The organism is Arthrobacter sp. PAMC 25486 (assembly GCF_000785535.1).
GTDB lineage: Bacteria > Actinomycetota > Actinomycetes > Actinomycetales > Micrococcaceae > Specibacter.
Genome location: NZ_CP007595.1, coordinates 3,871,421 through 3,890,126, shown reverse-complemented (window position 1 = coordinate 3,890,126; position 18,706 = coordinate 3,871,421). Strand labels below are relative to the sequence as shown.

Annotated in this window: 18 protein-coding genes and 2 riboswitches; of the genes, 6 read left to right on the top strand and 12 right to left on the bottom strand. The window is 64.6% G+C overall.

Annotation, left to right across the window (positions count from 1 at the left end):
- Positions 1-36: 36 nt before the first annotated feature.
- Positions 37-720, bottom strand: a complete 684-nt coding sequence (locus art_RS17600) for a TetR/AcrR family transcriptional regulator (RefSeq protein ID WP_157875341.1) — start codon at positions 718-720, stop codon at positions 37-39.
- Positions 721-810: 90 nt separating this feature from the next.
- Here art_RS17600 and art_RS17595 point away from each other — a divergent pair, with 90 nt between their 5' ends.
- Positions 811-2,259 (top strand): MFS transporter, encoded by a 1,449-nt coding sequence (locus art_RS17595; RefSeq protein ID WP_052136732.1) that lies wholly within the window; start codon positions 811-813, stop codon positions 2,257-2,259.
- 129 nt (positions 2,260-2,388) lie between these two features.
- On the opposite strand, the gene art_RS17590 is transcribed toward art_RS17595, so the two are convergent.
- The 3 genes from art_RS17590 to art_RS17580 are packed head-to-tail and all read right to left on the bottom strand — an operon-like array spanning position 2,389 to position 5,667.
- Positions 2,389-3,267, bottom strand: coding sequence for an alpha/beta fold hydrolase (locus tag art_RS17590; protein WP_038466934.1), 879 nt, complete (start codon positions 3,265-3,267; stop codon positions 2,389-2,391).
- On the bottom strand, positions 3,258-4,568 hold the full coding sequence (locus tag art_RS17585; RefSeq protein WP_082000590.1) for a molybdopterin molybdotransferase MoeA: 1,311 nt from the start codon (positions 4,566-4,568) through the stop codon (positions 3,258-3,260). Before art_RS17585 ends, art_RS17590 begins: the two co-directional genes overlap by 10 nt.
- A gap of 7 nt (positions 4,569-4,575) precedes the next feature.
- Entirely contained in the window at positions 4,576-5,667 is a 1,092-nt protein-coding gene (locus art_RS17580) for an NTP transferase domain-containing protein (RefSeq protein WP_052136730.1), read from the bottom strand.
- A 166-nt stretch (positions 5,668-5,833) separates the two neighbouring features.
- Here art_RS17580 and art_RS21265 point away from each other — a divergent pair, with 166 nt between their 5' ends.
- Together art_RS21265 and art_RS17570 are read left to right on the top strand one after the other, a co-directional pair.
- Complete coding sequence (locus tag art_RS21265) at positions 5,834-6,544, top strand: TetR/AcrR family transcriptional regulator (RefSeq protein WP_052136729.1); 711 nt, start codon at positions 5,834-5,836, stop codon at positions 6,542-6,544.
- 147 nt (positions 6,545-6,691) lie between these two features.
- Entirely contained in the window at positions 6,692-8,341 is a 1,650-nt protein-coding gene (locus art_RS17570; protein ID WP_082000402.1) for an MDR family MFS transporter, read from the top strand.
- Positions 8,342-8,641: 300 nt separating this feature from the next.
- On the opposite strand, the gene art_RS17565 is transcribed toward art_RS17570, so the two are convergent.
- From art_RS17565 to art_RS17555, 3 genes are all read right to left on the bottom strand, one after another.
- Positions 8,642-9,427: an NlpC/P60 family protein gene (locus tag art_RS17565; RefSeq protein WP_052137003.1), complete on the bottom strand. Its 786-nt coding sequence runs from the start codon at positions 9,425-9,427 to the stop codon at positions 8,642-8,644.
- Positions 9,428-9,488: 61 nt separating this feature from the next.
- Positions 9,489-9,686: riboswitch (cyclic di-AMP (ydaO/yuaA leader) on the bottom strand.
- Between the two features lie 150 nt (positions 9,687-9,836).
- Positions 9,837-10,517 carry a M23 family metallopeptidase gene (locus art_RS21260; RefSeq protein WP_082000401.1) on the bottom strand — a complete coding sequence of 227 codons (681 nt, stop codon included), beginning with the start codon at positions 10,515-10,517 and terminating at the stop codon, positions 9,837-9,839.
- A 131-nt stretch (positions 10,518-10,648) separates the two neighbouring features.
- A riboswitch (cyclic di-AMP (ydaO/yuaA leader) is annotated at positions 10,649-10,900 on the bottom strand.
- A 120-nt stretch (positions 10,901-11,020) separates the two neighbouring features.
- On the bottom strand, positions 11,021-11,716 hold the full coding sequence (locus tag art_RS17555) for a metal-dependent transcriptional regulator (RefSeq protein ID WP_038466930.1): 696 nt from the start codon (positions 11,714-11,716) through the stop codon (positions 11,021-11,023).
- Positions 11,717-11,944: 228 nt separating this feature from the next.
- On the opposite strand from art_RS17555, the gene serC reads away from it, so the two are divergent.
- Entirely contained in the window at positions 11,945-13,072 is a 1,128-nt protein-coding gene (serC, locus tag art_RS17550; protein WP_038466928.1) for a phosphoserine transaminase, read from the top strand.
- 73 nt (positions 13,073-13,145) lie between these two features.
- On the opposite strand, the gene art_RS17545 is transcribed toward serC, so the two are convergent.
- A complete protein-coding gene (locus art_RS17545; RefSeq protein ID WP_082000588.1) occupies positions 13,146-13,739 on the bottom strand; it encodes a DUF3027 domain-containing protein in 594 nt (197 codons plus the stop codon).
- Between the two features lie 11 nt (positions 13,740-13,750).
- A complete protein-coding gene (locus art_RS17540; RefSeq protein WP_038466925.1) occupies positions 13,751-14,131 on the bottom strand; it encodes a cold-shock protein in 381 nt (126 codons plus the stop codon).
- 214 nt (positions 14,132-14,345) lie between these two features.
- Here art_RS17540 and art_RS17535 point away from each other — a divergent pair, with 214 nt between their 5' ends.
- On the top strand, positions 14,346-14,585 hold the full coding sequence (locus art_RS17535) for a hypothetical protein (RefSeq protein ID WP_038466922.1): 240 nt from the start codon (positions 14,346-14,348) through the stop codon (positions 14,583-14,585).
- A 256-nt stretch (positions 14,586-14,841) separates the two neighbouring features.
- Positions 14,842-15,633 carry a class I SAM-dependent methyltransferase gene (locus art_RS17530; RefSeq protein WP_038466919.1) on the top strand — a complete coding sequence of 264 codons (792 nt, stop codon included), beginning with the start codon at positions 14,842-14,844 and terminating at the stop codon, positions 15,631-15,633.
- 101 nt (positions 15,634-15,734) lie between these two features.
- On the opposite strand, the gene art_RS17525 is transcribed toward art_RS17530, so the two are convergent.
- From art_RS17525 to art_RS17515, 3 genes are read right to left on the bottom strand one after another with little or no spacing between them, the layout of a single operon-like run.
- Positions 15,735-16,532, bottom strand: coding sequence for a maleylpyruvate isomerase family mycothiol-dependent enzyme (locus art_RS17525; protein WP_038466916.1), 798 nt, complete (start codon positions 16,530-16,532; stop codon positions 15,735-15,737).
- 10 nt (positions 16,533-16,542) lie between these two features.
- A complete protein-coding gene (locus art_RS17520) occupies positions 16,543-17,241 on the bottom strand; it encodes a TetR/AcrR family transcriptional regulator (protein ID WP_082000399.1) in 699 nt (232 codons plus the stop codon).
- Between the two features lie 43 nt (positions 17,242-17,284).
- Complete coding sequence (locus art_RS17515) at positions 17,285-18,703, bottom strand: sulfatase (RefSeq protein WP_052136726.1); 1,419 nt, start codon at positions 18,701-18,703, stop codon at positions 17,285-17,287.
- Positions 18,704-18,706 lie beyond the last annotated feature (3 nt).

Here is an 18,706-nt window from a genome sequence, read left to right as displayed (position 1 = left end):
CGGCTTCCACCCCGCTCGCGGCCACGCCAACCCGGCTCAGGCCAACGGCTCGTGGGCCAGGAGCAGGGGCAGTTTGGCGCCCATGGTGCACTCGAGCAGTTCACCGACGGCGGCATCCTGGCCGTAAAGGTCCGTCAGGCGCAGGCTGATGAGCGTGTTCATGAGCATGCCGTGCGCCAGGAAGTCGCGTGTGGTTTCCTCGCCCATGCCGGCCTCGTCGCGCAGCAGCCGATAAATGCCCACGAAGCCCTCCCGGGCGCGGGCGCCGATCACGGGTTCGTGCCCGGCGATGAACGACTGCATCATCATCAACAGGATGCCGCGGTCCTGGATCAGGTCCGCATAGGCGAAAGACATCAACGACTTCAGATGCGCCTGCCGCGCGGCACCCAAGGACAGTCCCGGCGCAGGGCCGAGCGCGGCCACCTTCTCGGCGAGCCGTCCGGCGTCGTAATCAGCGATCACGGAACGGAAGCTGTCCAGCAGTTTGCCCAGGGCCCGGTCGAGCGCCTCAAGGAACAGCTTCTCCTTGGTGCCGAACATCCGCACCACGTAGGGCTGGCTGATGTCGGCGGCCTTCGCGACCTGCGCCGTGGTGGCACCGGCGTAGCCTCGCTCGGCAAACACGGCCGTGGCGGCTTCCAGGATCAGCTCGCGGCGCTCCTGCGCAGGCATGCGCACCAGCCGGGCGGCAGGGTCCAGAGCTGAGTTCGTATCCATGCTTGACATGTTATCAGCTGATAACTACCGGGGATTTTTAAGTAATCAAGCAATTACTTGGCGAAGCAGCTCCCTCAAGAATCGAAGCCCATGAAACGCCACATCCCCGCCTGGCTGGCCATTGCGGCCGCGTCCCTGCCTGTCTTCATGGCCACCCTGGACAACTTGGTGGTTACCAACGCCCTGCCGGTCATCCACGAAAAGCTGGGCGCCGGCGTCGAGGAACTGCAGTGGGTGGTCAACGCTTACGCCCTGGCGTTCGCCACGTTCATGCTGCTGGCCGTGGGGCTCGGCGACAGGCTCGGGAGGCGCCGCGTCTTCCTGGCCGGGCTCACCGTCTTCACGCTCGCCTCCGCCGCAGCCGCCCTGAGCCACGACCCCACGCAACTCATCGCCGCCCGCGCCGTCCAGGGAATCGGAGCTGCCGCCATCATGCCACTGTCCCTCACACTACTGGCCGGATCGGTCAGCCGGGCGCGGCGCCCGCTGGCCATCGGCATTTGGGGCGGCGTCTCCGGGCTCGGCGTAGCCCTGGGACCGCTGGTTGGCGGGGCCGTCGTGGAGGGCTGGAACTGGGAAGCCATCTTCTGGCTCAACGTCCCGCTCGGCATCATCGCCGTTCCCCTGGTATTGCTCGGCCTGCCCAACAGCTTCGGCGCCCGCGTGCGGACCGACGTCATCGGCCTGACGCTCTCAGGGCTCGGCCTGCTCGGACTAGTATTCGGCATCGTGCGCGGCAACACGGCTGGCTGGACCAGCCCGCAGGTCTTGTTCACCTTGATCGGCGGCAGCGTCCTGTTGGTGGCGTTCGTCCTCTGGGAGTCCCGCACACAGGCACCGCTGCTGCCCCTGCGCCTGTTCCGCGACCGCAGCTTCACCGTTGCCAACATCGTGGGACTCACGTTCAGCTTCGGGATCTTCGGCTCGGTGTTCATCCTGATCCAGTTCCTGCAGGTGGTCCAGGGCTACAGTCCGCTCGAGGCCGGCGTCCTGACCATGCCGTGGACCCTGGCCCCCATGGTCGTGGCGCCGCTGGCCGGCCTGCTTGCACCGCGTCTGGGCACCCGCACGCTCATGCTCACCGGCCTGGCCCTGCTGACCGCCGGCATGTTCTGGCTCGCCGCGGCCCTCAGCGCCACCGTCTCCTACCCCATGATGATTCCCGGATTCCTGGCCGCCGGCATCGGCATGGGCCTGGTCTTCGCCCCCATGTCCACGGCCATTCTCGCCAACATGCACCAGGACGACCATGCCAAGGCGTCCGGCGCCAATGCCACCTTGCGTGAAGTCGGCGTTGCCTTGGGCGTCGCCGTCCTGACCGCCGTGTTCACCGGCGCGGGCGGGCAGCTCACACCCACCGGCTATGTTGACGCCGCCATCCCCGCGATCTTTGTGGGTGCCGCGGTCCTGGTGCTCGCGACCATCTCAGCGTTCTGGCTGCCATCCAGGGACCGGGCCCGGGAGCTCGCCGCCGCTGTTCCAGATGACGCGCACGACGGCGGCACACCAGTTCCGCTGTCCCCAACAGTTAGCGCCTGACTCACCCGAGCGGCAGTCGGGGTCCTGCCCGCAGCCCGGCGGGTTGAAACAGCAGGTAACGGGGGTGTTTGCCGCCTGCACCCCCTGTTCCTGCCCAATGGATTCAGCTCAGCCTGACCCGCGTCCCCGCTAAACCCAGTCGCCGCCCTTCAGCCAGGCCAGGCTCTGCTCCCAAAATGTGTCCTTGTAGCGGCTGTGGAACAGGGCGAAGTGGCCCAGCGATGTTTCGCCGTAGTCCTCAGGATGTAGGTGGATGACCCGGGACGGACTGTTGGGTGTGGAGGCGACGGCGCGTTCCATGGCGGGGAGGGTTGCGTAGGAGTCATCGTCCGGGGCAAGGGCGAGGATCGGCGCCGTCACGGAAGCCTGGTGCGCGAGCAGGGCGGTGCGCTGGGGGCCACGGGCCGCCGTCGTAAAATCCTTGCGGGAACGGGCCCAGTCAAGGGCCACGCCGGCGGGCAGGTCCTCCATGAGGCCCAGCCGCTTCGCCGGGAAATATCCAAAAATCGGGATTAGCGGCAGCATGAGTGCGGCCCGGCCCCAGTGTCCGGCCTGGTGCCGGAGGGTGAGGTCGCGCCAATACGCATGCTGGGCACCGACGGTGAGGATCCGGCCCAGGGAATCTGCACGTTCGGCCAGTCCCACGCCGAAGCCGCCAAAGCTGTGGCCCACGAAATTCACCGGCAGGCCGCCGTCGTGCGCAAAAGCCCAAGCGAGCACCGTGTCGATGTCCAGCGAGCCCCACTCGTACCAGCGAATCGTCTGCCCGCGCAATGATCCGCCCCGGGACTCCCCGATCCCCCGGTAGTCGAAGGTGATGGCGGTGAATCCGGCGGTGGCCAAAAACGCGGCATAGCGCTGGTAGTAGTTGGCCTTCACGGCGGTGGCGCAGCCGATGACCACCGTGCCCAGCCGTTCGACGCCGTCGGGCACCTGAAACAGCGTGCCCTGCAGTTCCCGCCCGTCGGGGCAGGTGAACGCCAGCTCCACCCGGGGCGTCAGTTCCACGGCAGCGGAATTGCAGGCAGGGATTCACCCATTTTTGCCCCGTGCGGCGGGACAACCATGATGCCGTCGGCCGACGCGAGCCCGCGCATCATGGCCGAATCCGTGTGGGCGCACGGCGAGGCCAGGCCGTAGACGAGGCGGTAGGGCATGAGCCGCGTGGGCCCGTGGTACGCCTTGATGGGCGAACCGCACGCCACCTCGCCGACCTCCGGGCACGGCAGGCTCCCCATCTTGGCCAGCAGCGGGGCGCCGAGTGTCAGCAGCCCCACCATGGCCGCCAACGGGTTGCCGGGCAGGCCAACAATGAAGCGGCCGTCGGGCAGTTCGGCCAGCAGCGTGGGGTGTCCTGGCCGCATGGCGATGTGCGGAACATGGAACGTGCCGTCCAAGGCCAGGATGGCCTCGCGCAGGAAATCGGCCGTGGAATGCCCGGTGGCCCCGGTCGTGATGACGATGTCGGCGGGATCATCCTCGTCGTCGGCCAGCGCGTCGAGCATGGAGGCCAAGTTGTCCGCCGCCCGCTGCAGGCCCACAACAGCGCCGCCAAGCATGCCCACCACGGCGCCCAGCTGCGGCGAAAAGGCGTCGCGCACAAACCCCGGATCGGGGATGCCCTGGGCAACCACTTCATCCCCCGTCAAAACAATCTTCACGGCGGGCCGGCCCAATACCGGTAGTTCGTCGTGCCCGCCCAGGGCCGCGAGGGAAATGTGGGCCGGGTTCAAGGTGGTGCCGGCCGTGATCAGCAGTTCCTGCGCCGACGCTTCCTGGCCGCCAGGCCGGATGTGCTGGCCGTTTTTTGGTTCGCCGGGGCGCGCGCCACCGCCAAGGACTACAACCGGCAGGCCTTCCGCATCCGTTGACAACAGCCCCGATTCACTGCGCAAAACAGCCTTCGCACCGGTGGGAATCAGCCCGCCGGTCACGATCGGCACCGCCTGCCCCGGGGCCAGCCGCGCGCCCGGCTCGGCCAGAATCCACGGCGGGCTGCCGGCCACGGCCCACCCGTCCATGGCCGACGACGCATAGTGCGGCATGGCGTGCAGCGAGTGCACGTCGGCGGCGAGAATCCGCCCCAACGCTGTGCCCAGCGCAACCGTGTGGGCGGGCAGCGGGGACGTCACATCCCAGGCAATCTCGCGCGCTTCTTCCCAGGTGTGGGGAAGCACGACGCCGGACACCTCGCCAGCTGCGCCGGGCGCGGCTGGCGCTTCGGCCGAGTCAGGCGCGGCTGTCCCCTCCGCGGCGGTGGGCACTACGCCAGGCACCCCGGGTGCAGGCCTGCTTTCCTGTTCAGCCATGGAGGAATTATTCCGCGGCGGGAACTTCGCCGGCGGCGTCCGGCGCCGCAGCAGCTGGCGCACTTGCAGCCGGTCCCTCCGGCGCACTTGCAGCCACCGGGGCCTCTGCAGCGGAGAGCTTTTTCGCCAGTCTCAGGGCGGCCTTCATGGCCGTTGCCTCATCCGTCTGGCCCGATCCCGCGGCCATGCCCGCGGCCATGCCGGCCACAAAGGTGGTCAGCGGTGCAGCGGGGCGCACGATCGAGTGGGCTGCCACTCCTGCCAGGTTCAGCACCGCGTGGATGTCGACGTCAAGGTCGGCCAGCTCGAATGCCGCCAGCAACTTTTGCGTCCATGCCTGCAAGAGCTCGTCGTGGTTCTCCAACTGCTGTCCTTCCGCGGTGGTCGGCGCCGCGCCAATACCCTGCGCGCGGGCGTCCTCCCAGGTGTCAATGTCGGCCGCCAGCCCGGACGGCACGGCACATTCTTTCATGTTCACACTAGCAACCAAGGAGAAAACCGAGGCATTCTCCAGCCGGTGTGCCGCCCGCGCCGCAGCCACCTCTTTGCGCAGCTCCGCCAGCGGATAGATCGCTGCGAGGGGCTGTTTGCGCCCGTCGGCCACCGCCATGACGCCCTGCCCCGGCGCGCAATTGACCAATTCCGCCACCAAAAGCCGCGCCACTTCCCCTGCCCGCGGCATGTCGCATGCCAGGACCAGCACGTACCCAGCCGTTGCCGCCAGCGCTTCAAGACCGGCGGCGATGCCGGCCGCAGGGCCCGAAAACGGCGGGTCCTCCTGCACCGCCGTGGCGTGTTGGCGAGCCGCGGATCCTTCCAGCCACTCTGCGATGCAGACCACGGGACCCACGACGACGATCCCCCCTTCCACTCCTCCCCCGCCCTGCGCTGTGGCCGCCTGGGCAGTTGGCATCCGGGATGCGCGCGTCTGCGCCATTTGCAGCTGTCCGGCGAGCACGCGTGCCGCAGCATCCACGGTGCGGGCCAGCAGCGTCCTGCCCTCCACCATGAGCCCGGCCTTGGGCACCCCGCCAAGGCGCCGGGACTTGCCGCCGGCCAGGATCAGCGCCTGCAGGGGAGGCTGTTCATGCTCAGTCATGTGCCCATCGTAGCGGCGAAGGACCGTGGGGGCGTTGGATGAAGCGGCGGTGGCAGTTCACCGGAAAATAATTGTGCACTCACTGCATATTTGCAGAAAGTGAACTTATGCTGGTGTTTGTGCCGATAGGAAATATGCGGCACACGCTGCACCCTTTGGAGCCGCAATGAGCGTCACCGCATCCCCGGCAACACCGGCCCTGCCGCCAACACCGGCCGCCGAAACGTCAGGCATGCCTGCCCCGCCCGCACCAGCCGGCGAGACCCTGCGGGAAAGAAAGCGCGCAGCCACGCGCCTAGCCATCCGCCGCGCTGCTATCGAGTTGGGCCTGGAGCACGGCTATGAAAACGTCACGGTGGACTTGATCTGTGCCGCGAGCGACGTCTCTGCACGCACCTTCTTCAACTATTTCGGCAGCAAGGAAGGCGTTTACATCAGCCCCCGCAAGCCGCTGCCCGGCCGGGAAGTACTCGAGGCGTTCGTGGCAGGCGGCGGCTCGAGCGTTTTTGCCGGCCTGTTCGACTTGATCGCCGGGACGTTCGTGGAGGCGGAAAGCAACCTGGAATTGTTCCAGGCCCGGCACCAGCTCATCCACCGGACACCGGAGCTCCTGGACAAGGAAAAGGCCAGAATCAGCGAGACGGAAGACCTCTTTGTGGGCTACGTTATGGACCGCTTCCGCCGGGACGGCCGCAGCATCCAGGCCACCCCGGACCTTGAGGACGAGGCCCGCATGATCGTGGCCCTGGTCTCCGGCGCTCTGCGCTTTGCCCTGCAAAAGTGGGTGGCGGGAAATTTCACCGACTCCCGCGAAGTTCTGGTCCGCACCGCCTCCGAGCTCATCAAGCGCATCACCGCCAACGAACACTGGCCTTAAGCCCGCCTTGACACACTGATTTCCGGCGTCGCTGAGGCGCCCCCGGCGCAAGCCGGCGCCGCATGGCCAAGCCTGCGGCAGCACGCCGTCGTACTTCATCACCGAACCCACAGCCGCCTCCAAACCATCCGGCGCTAGGAATTTGTCATGAGCGCAACCACTCAAACAGTCCACCCACCCACCGAGAGCGACCGCCGAAGCATTCTGCTGGTGTTTGCCGGGCTCATGCTCACCATGCTGCTCGCCTCGCTCGACCAGACCATTTTCAGCACCGCGCTGCCCACCATTGTTGGCGAGCTGAACGGCGTAAACGAGATGCTGTGGGTCATTACGATCTATATTCTGGCCTCCACCATCATGCTGCCCATCTATGGCAAGTTGGGCGACCTCATGGGCCGCAAGGGGTTGTTCATTGGCGCCATTTCGGTGTTCATTCTCGGATCGATCATTGGTGGTTTCGCCCAGGACATGACGTGGCTGATCATTGGCCGCGGTGTCCAGGGGCTCGGCGGCGGCGGCTTGATGCTGCTCTCACAGGCCATCATTGCCGACGTCGTGCCGGCCCGTGAACGTGGCCGCTACATGGGCATCATGGGCGGCGTGTTTGCGCTGTCGTCGGTGGCCGGACCGCTGCTGGGCGGCTGGTTCACCGACGGGATCGGCTGGCGCTGGGGGCTGTGGATGAACATTCCGCTGGGCATCCTGGCCATCATTTCGGCCGTGTTCTTCCTGCGGCTGCCTGCCCATCCGCGGGTGAAGGCACGCGTGGATGTGGCCGGCATGGCGTTGCTGGGCATCACCTCAACGCTGTTGGTGTTGGTCAGCACCTGGGGCGGGACGAAGTACGACTGGAACTCCCCGCAGATCATTGGCATGGGTGTGGGCACTGTGCTGGCTGCGCTGTTGTTTGTCTGGGTGGAGCACAAGGCCGCGCACCCCATCATGTCGTTGCATCTGTTCAAGGATCGCAACTTCAACCTGACCACTGCTGCCGGGCTGATCACAGGCATCGCCATGTTTGGCACCCTCGCCTACCTGCCCACCTATCTGCAGATGGTCACCGGCGCCAACGCCACCCAGGCCGGCTTCCTCATGATCCCCATGATGGCAGGACTGCTCGTAACCTCGATCGGCTCCGGACAGCTGGTCAGCAGGACGGGCCGGTACAAGTGGCTGCCCATCACCGGCATGTTCATCGTGGCCGGTGCGTTGGTGCTGCTCTCGACCATGACGCCCACCATGCCGATCTGGGTCATCTGCGCCTATCTGGCCATCATGGGCATCGGGCTGGGCACCTCGATGCAGATCCTGGTGTTGATTGTGCAAAACCAGTTCCCCAATTCACAGGTGGGCATGGCCACGGCATCCAACAACTACTTCCGGCAAATCGGCGCGTCGCTGGGGTCCGCCGTCGTGGGCAGCTTGTTTGCACACCGCCTGGCCGACATCCTCACCACACGCATGGCCGGCAGCGGAGGCGGGCAAGGCACCGGGGGCATCAATTCGCTCACCCCTGAAATCGTGCGTCAACTGCCCGAGCAGGTGCGGACCATTGTCATCGGCGCCTACAACGACGCCCTGACACCGATCTTCGTCTATATGGTGCCGCTGCTGCTCGTGGCGGGCATCCTGCTGCTGTTCGTCAAAGAGATCCCGCTGGCAACCAGCATCGACCGCCAGCCTCTGCGACCCGAGCATGAACGTGGAGACGGGCACGGTGCCGAAGACGGTTCGGCTCAGACGCGGGAGCCAGCAACTGCTACAGGCGCCGAATCGCGGGCGCGTTCCGAGGATTAGCGACGCTGGACCCTCCATTCGCTGGGCGGGAGCCCTTTCCCGATGCCGAACCCGGTTCACCGGCGAAAATGACACCGATCCCGCTTTCTGATCCCGGGATTCCGGGATTGGCGGGATCAGACCGCGGGATCGGTGTCAGAACTTGCGGATGGCCGGACTCAACGCGCCGGACGCGCCTCCACACTCGCACGGCACGCGCCTCCACAGCCGTCGAATCCCCGGCAGCTCACGAGCAGCGGACGGGCTGCTTAAAACAATGAACCCCGTCCGTAGACGGGGTTCATTGGGTAAAAATGTTCTTTAGTGACCCATCGCAATGAAAACGGGACCTGAACCGACGTTGGCGGAGAATACGGCTGTTGTGAAGCCGTCCCATCCACCGTGTACGGCCTGGCCGTTGCCAATGTAAACAGCGATGTGGGCAAGGCCCGCGCCACCGTCTGCGTAGTAAATCAAGTCACCGGGCTGGGCTTCGGCAGCGGATACTGTCCGGCCCAGGTGCAGGAAGTCAGCAGGCCAGCCTGGGTTGGATATTCCAACAGCCGACAGGGAGTTCCTGACCAGTGCGGTGCAATCCTGGGCAACACCAAGCTGTGCCAAGGCGGCGCTGGCGATGGTTGCACCAATTCCGCTCTGGGCAACAGGAGCCGGAGCTGCTTCAGGAACTACTTCTACAACCGGTGCGGGTGCGGCGGGAGCTTCTACCGGGGCTTCGGGGGCTGCCACGGGGGCGGCTGCCGGAGCCTCCAGAGCGGCGGCCGGTGCGGCCGGGGCTTCTGCTACTGCTACAACATCGTTGCTCTTGACCTCTACAACTGCCGGTGCCTCAACAACAGGAGCCGGGGTGGAGGTGATTGCGGGGGTGGCGAACGAAATCTTCACCGTGGATGCTGCCGTGATGGCGGAAGCAAGTTCCGTGTTCAGGTTCAGCGTAGTTGCACCGTCAGATGCGCGCTCCACGGTGGGAGTAGCTGCATTTGCTGCGATGCCGGATGTCAATACAAGTCCAGATGCTGCTGCGATAACAGCGGCCTGACGTCCAACTCCACCGATGTTCAAGCTAACGGTCTTCGTGAGGGTGGACATCGTGCCGGTCTTAACAACCTCGGCGCGATGGCGCCCGAGGACAGTATTTGAAGCCAAGAAGGTTTCCTCTCCCAATGCCTGCGAGGTAAGCTGTCGGATTCGGATGGGAGTCACCCGGCCGCTCCACGTTGGCACACTGCAAGAGTTTCCTCTTGGAGAGTATAAACGCTTCGCGGCTTCACCCCAAGGACTTTGCACATGGTGCAAGATCCGATTATTGGTTCCCCCGCCCCTGCCAGACGATTGATACGAACGGACCATGAGCAGTGGCAGAGCTAGGCAATCTACTCGTGGGCGCCAACTTTATTCGAGTTGGCGCGATTACGACGGTACAACAGATTTTTCCCAATGTCACGTTACGGTCACGGTCATGTGTCTAAGTCGTAACTAAAAGTGACCTGTGGAGGAATTAAAGCCAGCCCATGGGATCGACGGTCTCGTCGTTGACGATGACTTCAAAGTGCAGGTGGCAGCCGGTGGAGGCTCCCGTGGTGCCACTGAGGCCCACATTGCCCCCGCGCTGGAGTTCCTGGCCGACCTTCACATCAATGCTGCTCATGTGGTTGTAGGACGTTGAGAGGCCGTTGCCGTGGTCCACGACCACGCGGTTGCCTCCGCCGTATTGGTGCCAGCCGGCGAACGTCACAACGCCGCCTGCTGCAGCAAGTACCTGGTTGCCGCAGGCAATGGCGAAGTCCTGGCCTGTGTGCTGCTCGCCCATCTGGCCGGTGATGGGGTTGATGCGTCCACCGAACGGTGAGCTGGTCACCAGGTTCTCCAACGGCCCGGAGAGCGTGCCCTTGGAAGCCTGGGGGGTGACGTTGGAGGCGTTGACCTTCAGGGTCTCCTTGAGCTGACCGTCAGGGTTCAACGCGCTGGTGACGGCGGGTGCGGCAAAAGTAATGGGGATCTCGGCGCCGGCCGTGACAACTATCTCAACGGCGGCGGCCTTTTCCGGGGCGGCTTGAACGGTGTCAACGCCCTGCACGGAAGGCAGCGTGACGGCCAGGACCAAGCCGGTGGCAGCCATGGCTACACCAACTTTTTGCCCGGCACCGCTGGCAACACCGGCACGCAGCAGCTGAGCCATGGAAATACCTGAGGGTGCATTTGCACGTTCCGCAGCAATTGCTTCACGGCGGCTTCCGGGGATGGAAGCAAGATCATGCGTTACTGGCGACGACGCACGGCGGCGTCCCCGCTGTTTAACATCTGACACAAAAAACCTCTCTATAAAGCACCTGCGAAGTTAGCTGTCGGATTCGGATCAGAGAGTCATGCAGTTGATCCGGCCCACGCTTTTGGCACAGCTCAGGTCATGACGCAACCCAACGGATTGCGTCAGAAATGAGTTGTACTGTGGATGGGCTTCACCCCAAGACAGGCTGGATTGCCTATCAAAAGTGGTTCCCCCGCCCCTGCCTCATTGGTTACTGTCCATGCTGCGAAGGCAAGGTTCGGTGTCGCAGGATGGTAACGCTTTGGTTACAGCGCCAGGTTATTACTATACGGTACAAGCGGTAAACGTAACAATTTCGTTACCAAGATCATCAATAACGCCATGTCAACCTCAGCGGTTGGCACTGTGAAACTCTAACTCATGGCAACAAAAACATGTGAAGCGACCTCCGGGGGCAGCTCCAGCGCCCCCTCGATCCCCGGCACACGCACGGAGATGTACTCGCCCACTTGGGCCAGTGAAATCTGCGCACCGGGGCGCAAGCCGCCTTCATCCAGCTGCTGCAACAATTCAGGTTCAACCTGGATGCGCTCGGACAACCTGTGAATAATCACCTTTTGGCCTGAAGCATAGGTATTCATTGCGTCAACGAGCGTCACGAGCCCCGCCGCAAAGACAGGGGCCACCTCGCCGCCGAGCTCTTCCAGCCCGGGGATCGGGTTGCCATACGGGGACTCGTTGGGCTTGCCCAACAGCTCAAAGAGGCGCTGCTCCACCCGCTCACTCATGACGTGCTCCCAGCGGCAGGCCTCCTCATGCACATAGGCCCAGTCCAGGCCGATGACATCGGCGAGCAGCCGTTCGGCCAGGCGGTGCTTGCGCATGACCCTGGTGGCCTTGTCCCGGCCGGTAGGGGTCAATTCCAGATGCCGGTCACCTGAGACGATGACCAGGCCGTCGCGCTCCATCCGACCGATGGTCTGGGAAACGGTGGGCCCGGAATGGTGCAGGCGCTCGGCAATGCGCGCCCGCAAGGCAACAATGTTTTCCTCCTCCAACTCCAGGATGGTTCGCAAATACATTTCCGTCGTGTCAATCAGATCAGCCACGTCAGCATCCTCCTGTTATTGGGCAAGAATTTTGGGCAAACGCCATCGTCTCTACGTTAGCCTGAATGCCATACCCGGGGGTAACCGCACCCTCTTAAGCCAACCCCACGCCGTCGCACATTATTTCGGCGCCCGCCGCATTTTTCCTCTCAGCGAAGTTCTACGGCAGAATTGGCAACAGCCCCTGGCACCCATATAACTTCCATCGCTTAATTTTTGGAGCAACTCGTGAGCGAACCCACGCCCCTCACCATTCCCGCCAACCTGCGCCCGGTCGACGGCCGCTTTGGTGCCGGCCCCTCCAAGGTCCGTCCCGAGCAGGTTGCGGCGCTTTCCAAAGCAGGCGCTTCACTTTTGGGCACTTCCCACCGCCAAGCTCCCGTTAAGAACCTCGTGGGAGAGGTCCGCAGCGGCCTGAAGCAGTTCTTCAACGCCCCCGACGACTACGAGGTCATCCTCGGCGTTGGCGGCTCCACCGCTTTCTGGGACGTTGCAGCGTTTGGCCTGGTGGAGAACAAAGCCCAACACCTGTCCTTCGGCGAGTTTGGCTCCAAGTTTGCCTCCGCCACCAACAACGCACCGTTCCTGGCCGCCTCCTCCATCATCACGGCCGAGCCCGGCACCCGCCCGCTGCCTGTTGCCGAGGCCGGCGTGGACACCTATGCCTGGCCGCAGAATGAGACCTCCACCGGCGTCGCCGCTCCCGTGAAGCGCGTGGCCGGTGCCGATGAGGGCGCCCTCGTCCTGGTCGATGCCACCTCGTCCGCTGGCGGCCTGGCCGTGGATGTGCGTGAAAGCGATGTGTACTACTTCGCCCCGCAAAAGAATTTCGCGTCCGACGGCGGACTCTGGTTTGGGCTGTTCTCTCCCGCTGCGATTGAGCGGGCCAGGCGCATTGGTGCCTCCAACCGCTGGGTGCCCGACTTCCTGAACCTGAACACTGCCATTGACAACTCCCTGTTGAACCAGACGTACAACACGCCTGCGCTCTCCACCCTTGTCACCATGAACAACCAGGTCCAGTGGCTCAACAGCAACGGCGGCATCGATTTTGCCTCCGCTCGCACCGCCGACTCCGCCGGCCGCCTGTACACCTGGGCCGAGGAATCCGCCGTCGCAAGTCCCTTTGTGATCAACCCGGATGACCGTTCCAACGTCATTGTCACCATTGACTTCAACGAGTCGGTGGATGCAGCCGCCGTGGCCAAGGTGCTGCGCGCCAATGGCATTGTGGACACCGAGCCGTACCGCAAGCTCGGCCGCAACCAGCTGCGCATCGCGACGTTTGTTGCCATTGATCCCGAAGACGTCAGCGCACTGATCAAGTGCATCGACTACGTGATCGAAAACATCTAAGGTTCACGAACCCGTTTTTAACCAGTTCAGGCCGCTTCCACAGTGTGGAGGCGGCCTGAACTGGTTGGTGCCGTTATTCTGTTGCGGATCCGTCGTCATCGGATGCATAGTCATCGGATGCGTCGCCGTCAGCATCGCTGGCATCGTCCGCGTCGTCGTGCTCAGCGTCGTCGTGCCCGGCACTGTCATCCTCTGCGCCGTCGTGATCGTCTTCAGCAGCACCCGCACCGGCATGGCCTGCACGCGCCTGCTCAGCGGCCGCCTCGGCAGCGGCTGCGGCTTCCTGGTCCTCCGGGCGGACCCGTTCGGCCCACGGAACCCACGGCGGAGCCAGCACAGAATCGTCGGTGGGAAGCATGCCCACCTCGTTGACGGTTGAGTCCTTGCCGCGGGAAACACGGGCCAGCGAGGCAAACCACACCCAACCGCCGTACCCTTGCTTCTTCGACTCGAACAGGTGCGTCACGCACCGGACACCCTCGCTGCGGGCACCCAGGTGCTCACCAATCTCGGCATCGCCGGCAATGCTCCGGATGGCCTCACGGGCTGTCGCCACGTCGGCGGCCAGGAAGGCGTCAGGCTTGCCCACCCGCCACACCGGAACACCATGTCGTGACATTGCGGCATCGCTGGAAGGGGCGGCTGTGTCGCCGGGCAGTTCAGTCATGGTGGGCACCGTTACGCGTCAAAGTTGTCGGCTACCTTGCGCAGCGCTGCGGCAATTTTGCTCGCGTCACCGTCAGGATATTTGCCGTTGGTCAGGGTTCCCACAGAATGCTCCAGCAGGGACACAAGGTCCTGCACAATAGGGGCCAAGTCACGGGCGGGCATCCGCTTGGCCTTGACAACCGATGCACTGCGGTCAAGAATCTTGGCCGCCATGGCCTGGGCGCCCTTGCGTCCGTCGGCGACACCGAATTCCAGGCGCATGCCGGGCTTGATGTCACCTGCGTCAGCGGGCAGGGCGTTGGCGCGCAGGAATACTTCACGGCCGTCGTCGGCTGCGATGATGCCGAAGCCTTTTTCGTTGTCGTACCACTTCACTTTGCCGATAGGCACTTGCTTTACCCCTTAAAAGTCGAAAGTCGTAAGCTGCTTTCCGTGCCGGTGCGGTTGCTCTGCGCTGTTTCCTTGCGCCCGGGTATGGAGGGCGGGAATCTGGCGGGCGATCCCTGCAGTGACAGGTGGTACAGCTCTACTAGTGTCTAGATTACCGCGTCGATGAAATTACTGTGGCTTTGCCCTGTTCCTGTCCGCTGTTAGCGTTATGGACATGAGCCCGCACTATTCCGCACCACAGACCGTCGGCCGCACCTGGCAAATTTTCAACTACACCGCGATGGCGTTGGCCGTGCTGGCCCTGATTGCACTCATTGTGGTCTTGATCAGCAAGTGGGCCGGCGGAACGCCGTGGCCGGGATTCAACTGGGTAGCCATGATCGCCCTCCCCGCAGCGTTTCTCATGATGGGTGCCAGCGTGATGCGCGCGGTCACCATCCGCCGTCGACTTTAACGGCAAGGCCGGCAAGCGGGGGCCGGTTCGGGGCAAGCCTGCGATATGGCACACCCGTACCATCAACCCGAACTCCGCACCACTATAAAGCCCACTTTTCCGAAACACCGCACCACTTCCCTGCGGCTGTTTTTTCCCAACGCTGCCGCAATCGTGCTCCTTAAAAAACTCCCCCGTGCCCGCGCCCGCCGGTCGGAGTAGGATCAAAAAATCGCTGGAACACCAGCGAATGGTTTGCATTTGCCTTGGAGGAGCCATGGGCTACGAGGAGACGGTGTCCGCACATTACGGACGCGGCAACATTGAGGAACAACTACTGGGGATGGTCAAGGCCGACGGCGGCACCCCGGACAGCTTTTCACCCGCGAACTTGCGTGGCGCGGACCAGCTGCACATAGGCGGGGCCGCCGCCACAACCCGCGTTGCCGGCCGTGCCGGCATCAACGCCGGCAGCCACGTCCTGGATCTGGGTTCGGGCATGGGCGGGGTGTCCCGCCATGTGGCGCATGACTTTGGCGCCACAGTCCACGGCATCGACCTGACCCCGCAATTCGTTGCCATCGCCCGCTCGCTCACGGAGCGGACCGGCTTGTCCGGGCAGGTTACGTTCAGTCAGGGCAGCATCCTCTCCCTGCCTTTTGGCGAAGATTCCTTTGATACGGCGCTCATGGTCCATGTGGGCATGAACATCCAGGACAAGGACACGGCGTTTGCCGAGACCGCGCGCGTGCTGCGCCCGGGCAGTGTCTTTGCCGTGTACGACATCATGCTCATGGGCGGCGACGTTGAGCACTATCCCCTGCCGTGGGCCGCGACGGCTGACACGTCCTTCGTGCAGCCGCCCCTGGCCTACAGCGACGCCCTGGCCCAGGCAGGTTTCACGGTGGATTATGAGGCCAAGCCGCTGGCCGAGGGCATTGAGTTTCTGGAACGGGTAACAACAAACGGCGGCCCCGCCGGAGTGGACCGGGACGCCATGGTCAACCTGCTGGCGGCATTCCGCTCGGGGCTGCTGGCTCCGGTGGAAATCTACGCCCGCCTTACCTGACACCCCTCCCCGAAATCCATGCTGCAGTTGTTGGACGAAAAACAGGACGAAAAACGCCCGAAAAGCGCTTTCGGCGTCCAACAACTGCCACATGGATCTGCTTAGAACACGATCCGCAGCTCCGCCAGCCGGGCGGCGAGCACCGGATTGCCGGATGCGGTGCTGATCCCCGATTCAGGCAGCCGGCCCGACAGGCTGCGGCACAGCTCGATCCCGTCCGCGCCCAGCTGCCCCTGCGGCTCGCCGTCCCCCAGCTGCCACGTCCCTGCCAGCTCCCCGCTCAGGACGAGTTCGACGGCGGCTCCCGCACCCCACGCTGTGGCGGCGTCGCGCAGGATTTGTTCCAGCACCGTGGCGTCGGCGTCCGTGGCAACGCGCGGGAATCCGGCTGCCCTGGCCAGGTCAATGCCGTGCATCCAGGCGTCCCGCAGATAGATCACGTTGAACAGGTACCCCAGCCGCAGCGGCGCATTCCCGGGTGCCATGGTCTTGTCCACGGCGATCCCGGCAAGCGCCCCGGGAAAGGTGCGCACGCGCTTGGCCACCCCGGGGATGTTCTCCCGGTACGTCCGGCACAGCTCCGCCGGTTCCAGCGCTGCATGGTCATCGACCTGAACCTGGTTGGCGGCATCCAGCAGCGAGAGGTGCGGGTAGCGCCGTCGTCCCCTTAACCTGCGCCACAACACGGTTGGCACGCTGAGCGCGTCTTCCTGGGCACCCAGCAGGTGAGCGGCCAGGTCGCGAACGGTCCACCCCGTGCATTCGGTCCCCGTTTCCCACTGTGCCGGGGTGAGCGCCTCGAAGGAAGTGGCCACGGCGTTCATGACGGATGGGTAGGCGTCCCCGGCGGCCCCCTTGTCGGTTGGGGCGATGGTGGTGGCATTGACGGTGGAATTCATGGTGCCCTCCTCAGGGCGTGTAGTAGGCCAGCCACATTGTCAGTGCGGGCTCGAGCAGACGTGAGTACCGGCCTTCGGCGGGGTTGGCGTGCGGCTCATTGGCCAATTGTTGGGAGACGACGCCGGCAATCACCGAGGTGAACAGCAGCAGTGCCTCGTCGGTGGTGGCGGCCGGGGTGAGCCGGCCCCGCCCGACAGCGAGCGCTAGCAGCGCCCGGGTCTGGGCGACCATGGCGAGACTTGGCGCGAAGGCCCCGGCCGAGGGTTGGAAGCCGGGGACCGGGCGCCAGTTGAGCAGCTGCGCGCTGACGGGATGCGCCAGCGACCACGCCACATACGCGCGGGCACCGGCAAACAGGGCAGCAACCGGGTCATCCATGTGGCGGGGGTGGTTGCCGGCCGTGTTCACGGCGGCTAACAGCTGCGCGGCACCGTGCGCAAAGAGGGCATCGTAGAGTGCCAGCTTGGATGGAAAGTACTCATAGAGCGACGGCGGCTTCATGCCCACGGCACGGGCCACGGCCGAGAGAGACATGCCAGCCACCCCGTCGCACGCCATCAGGTGTATGGCCGCGGCGAGGATTTCCTCGATCGTGGCCTGCCGGCGGAGCTGGCGCCTGTCCGGGGGCCCGTTCTGGGGAGCGGTCCGGCTCCTGTCCTGAGTAACGTTTCGGGGCCCGCCCGGGGCCCCGTTCTGGAGAATCTCCATGCCCCCAGTGTGCGCCTAACACCATTAGGAAAACAAGGGGTTGTTAGGAAACGGTTGCAGGCTCCGGCAAGGCACCTTGCCCGGTACTCCCCACGTCTGCCAGCCAGGCCCCACGCAAGGCGGTGAGCTCAGCCGCGACTGTTGGTTCGGCGTCGTACAGGTTTGTGGTCTCGGCAGGATCCGCAGCCAGGTTGCACAGGAAGTAGCCGCTGCCGGGCTCGGCGTGCTCCACGTCCCTGATGGCCTCCGCCACGGGCGAGCCGGGCTCCACCCAGTGTAACTTCCAGTCGCCGCGGCGCACCGACCACTGCCAGCCGCAATCCCAGTGCAGGGCCTCGTGGCCGTCGGTGGCGAGCAGGTCCCGGCCGTCGCTGTGCGCGTAGGCGGCAGGGTCCGCACCGGCGGCAGCCATGGCGGTGGGCAGGATGTCCAGGGAACTCGTCAGCCCCTCGTGGACGGCACCGGCGGGGACCCGGCCCGGCCAGCGCAGCAGGAACGGCACGCGCACGCCGCCCTCCCAGAGCGTGTATTTGGTGCCGCGCAGGGGCAGGTTGACCCCATAGTTGCAGGTGGAACCGCCGTTGTCCGTCAGGTAGACGACGATGGTGTCCTCCGCCAGACCAAGTTCGTCGAGCTGGTCGAGGATGAGCCCGATCTGCGCATCCATGAGCTCCAGCTGAGCCAGGTAATAGGCACGGCCGTTCTCCAGGTGGGGGCTGATGGCGCCGTCGTACCAGTCAATGTATTCGCTGGCACCGGGGTTCCAGTCCTCATAGGCCGGGAGTCCGCGCTTGGCGAGCTCCTCCGCAGGCAGCTGCCAGCAAAAGTTATGCACGGCGTTGAACGCCACGGTGGCCAGGAACGGCTTGTCCGCATGTTCGGCCACGAACGCCCGCGTCCGCTCGCCGATGGCGTCTGTCAGGAAGCCTTCCAGTTCCTGCGGCTCTTCGCCATTCCACAGCGGCTGCACCGCCATGGGAAATGCTGCCTCGCCATACTCCTCCACTGACTCTTCGGAATGGTGGAGGTAGTTGAGCCGGCCCATGGATTCCCCGGCCAGCCCGTAGAACGATTCATCGTAGCCGTGCTGCGGCGGCGTGCCTCGGTCCCCGTGGTGCTCGGTGCCGTAGTGGACCTTGCCGAAGTAGCCGGTGGTGTAACCCTCCCCGCGCAGCAGCTCCGCCATGGTGGGCACGTCTTCGGGCCCGATTTCCGAGTCGGTAAACCAGCGCGCACCCCACCGCTGCTGGTAGCTGCCTGCTGCCAGGCCCGCCCTCGACGGGGAGCAAATGGGCGCCGTCACATATGCGTTGGTGTAGGACGCGCCCTCCTGTGCCAGGCGGTCCATGGCGGGCGTGTTCACATCATCCTGGACACCCAGGATGGACCGGTCGGCGTAACCGTGGTCATCGGAAATGATGACGACGATGTTGGGTTGGCTCTTCGTTGCGGCAGCGGACATTGC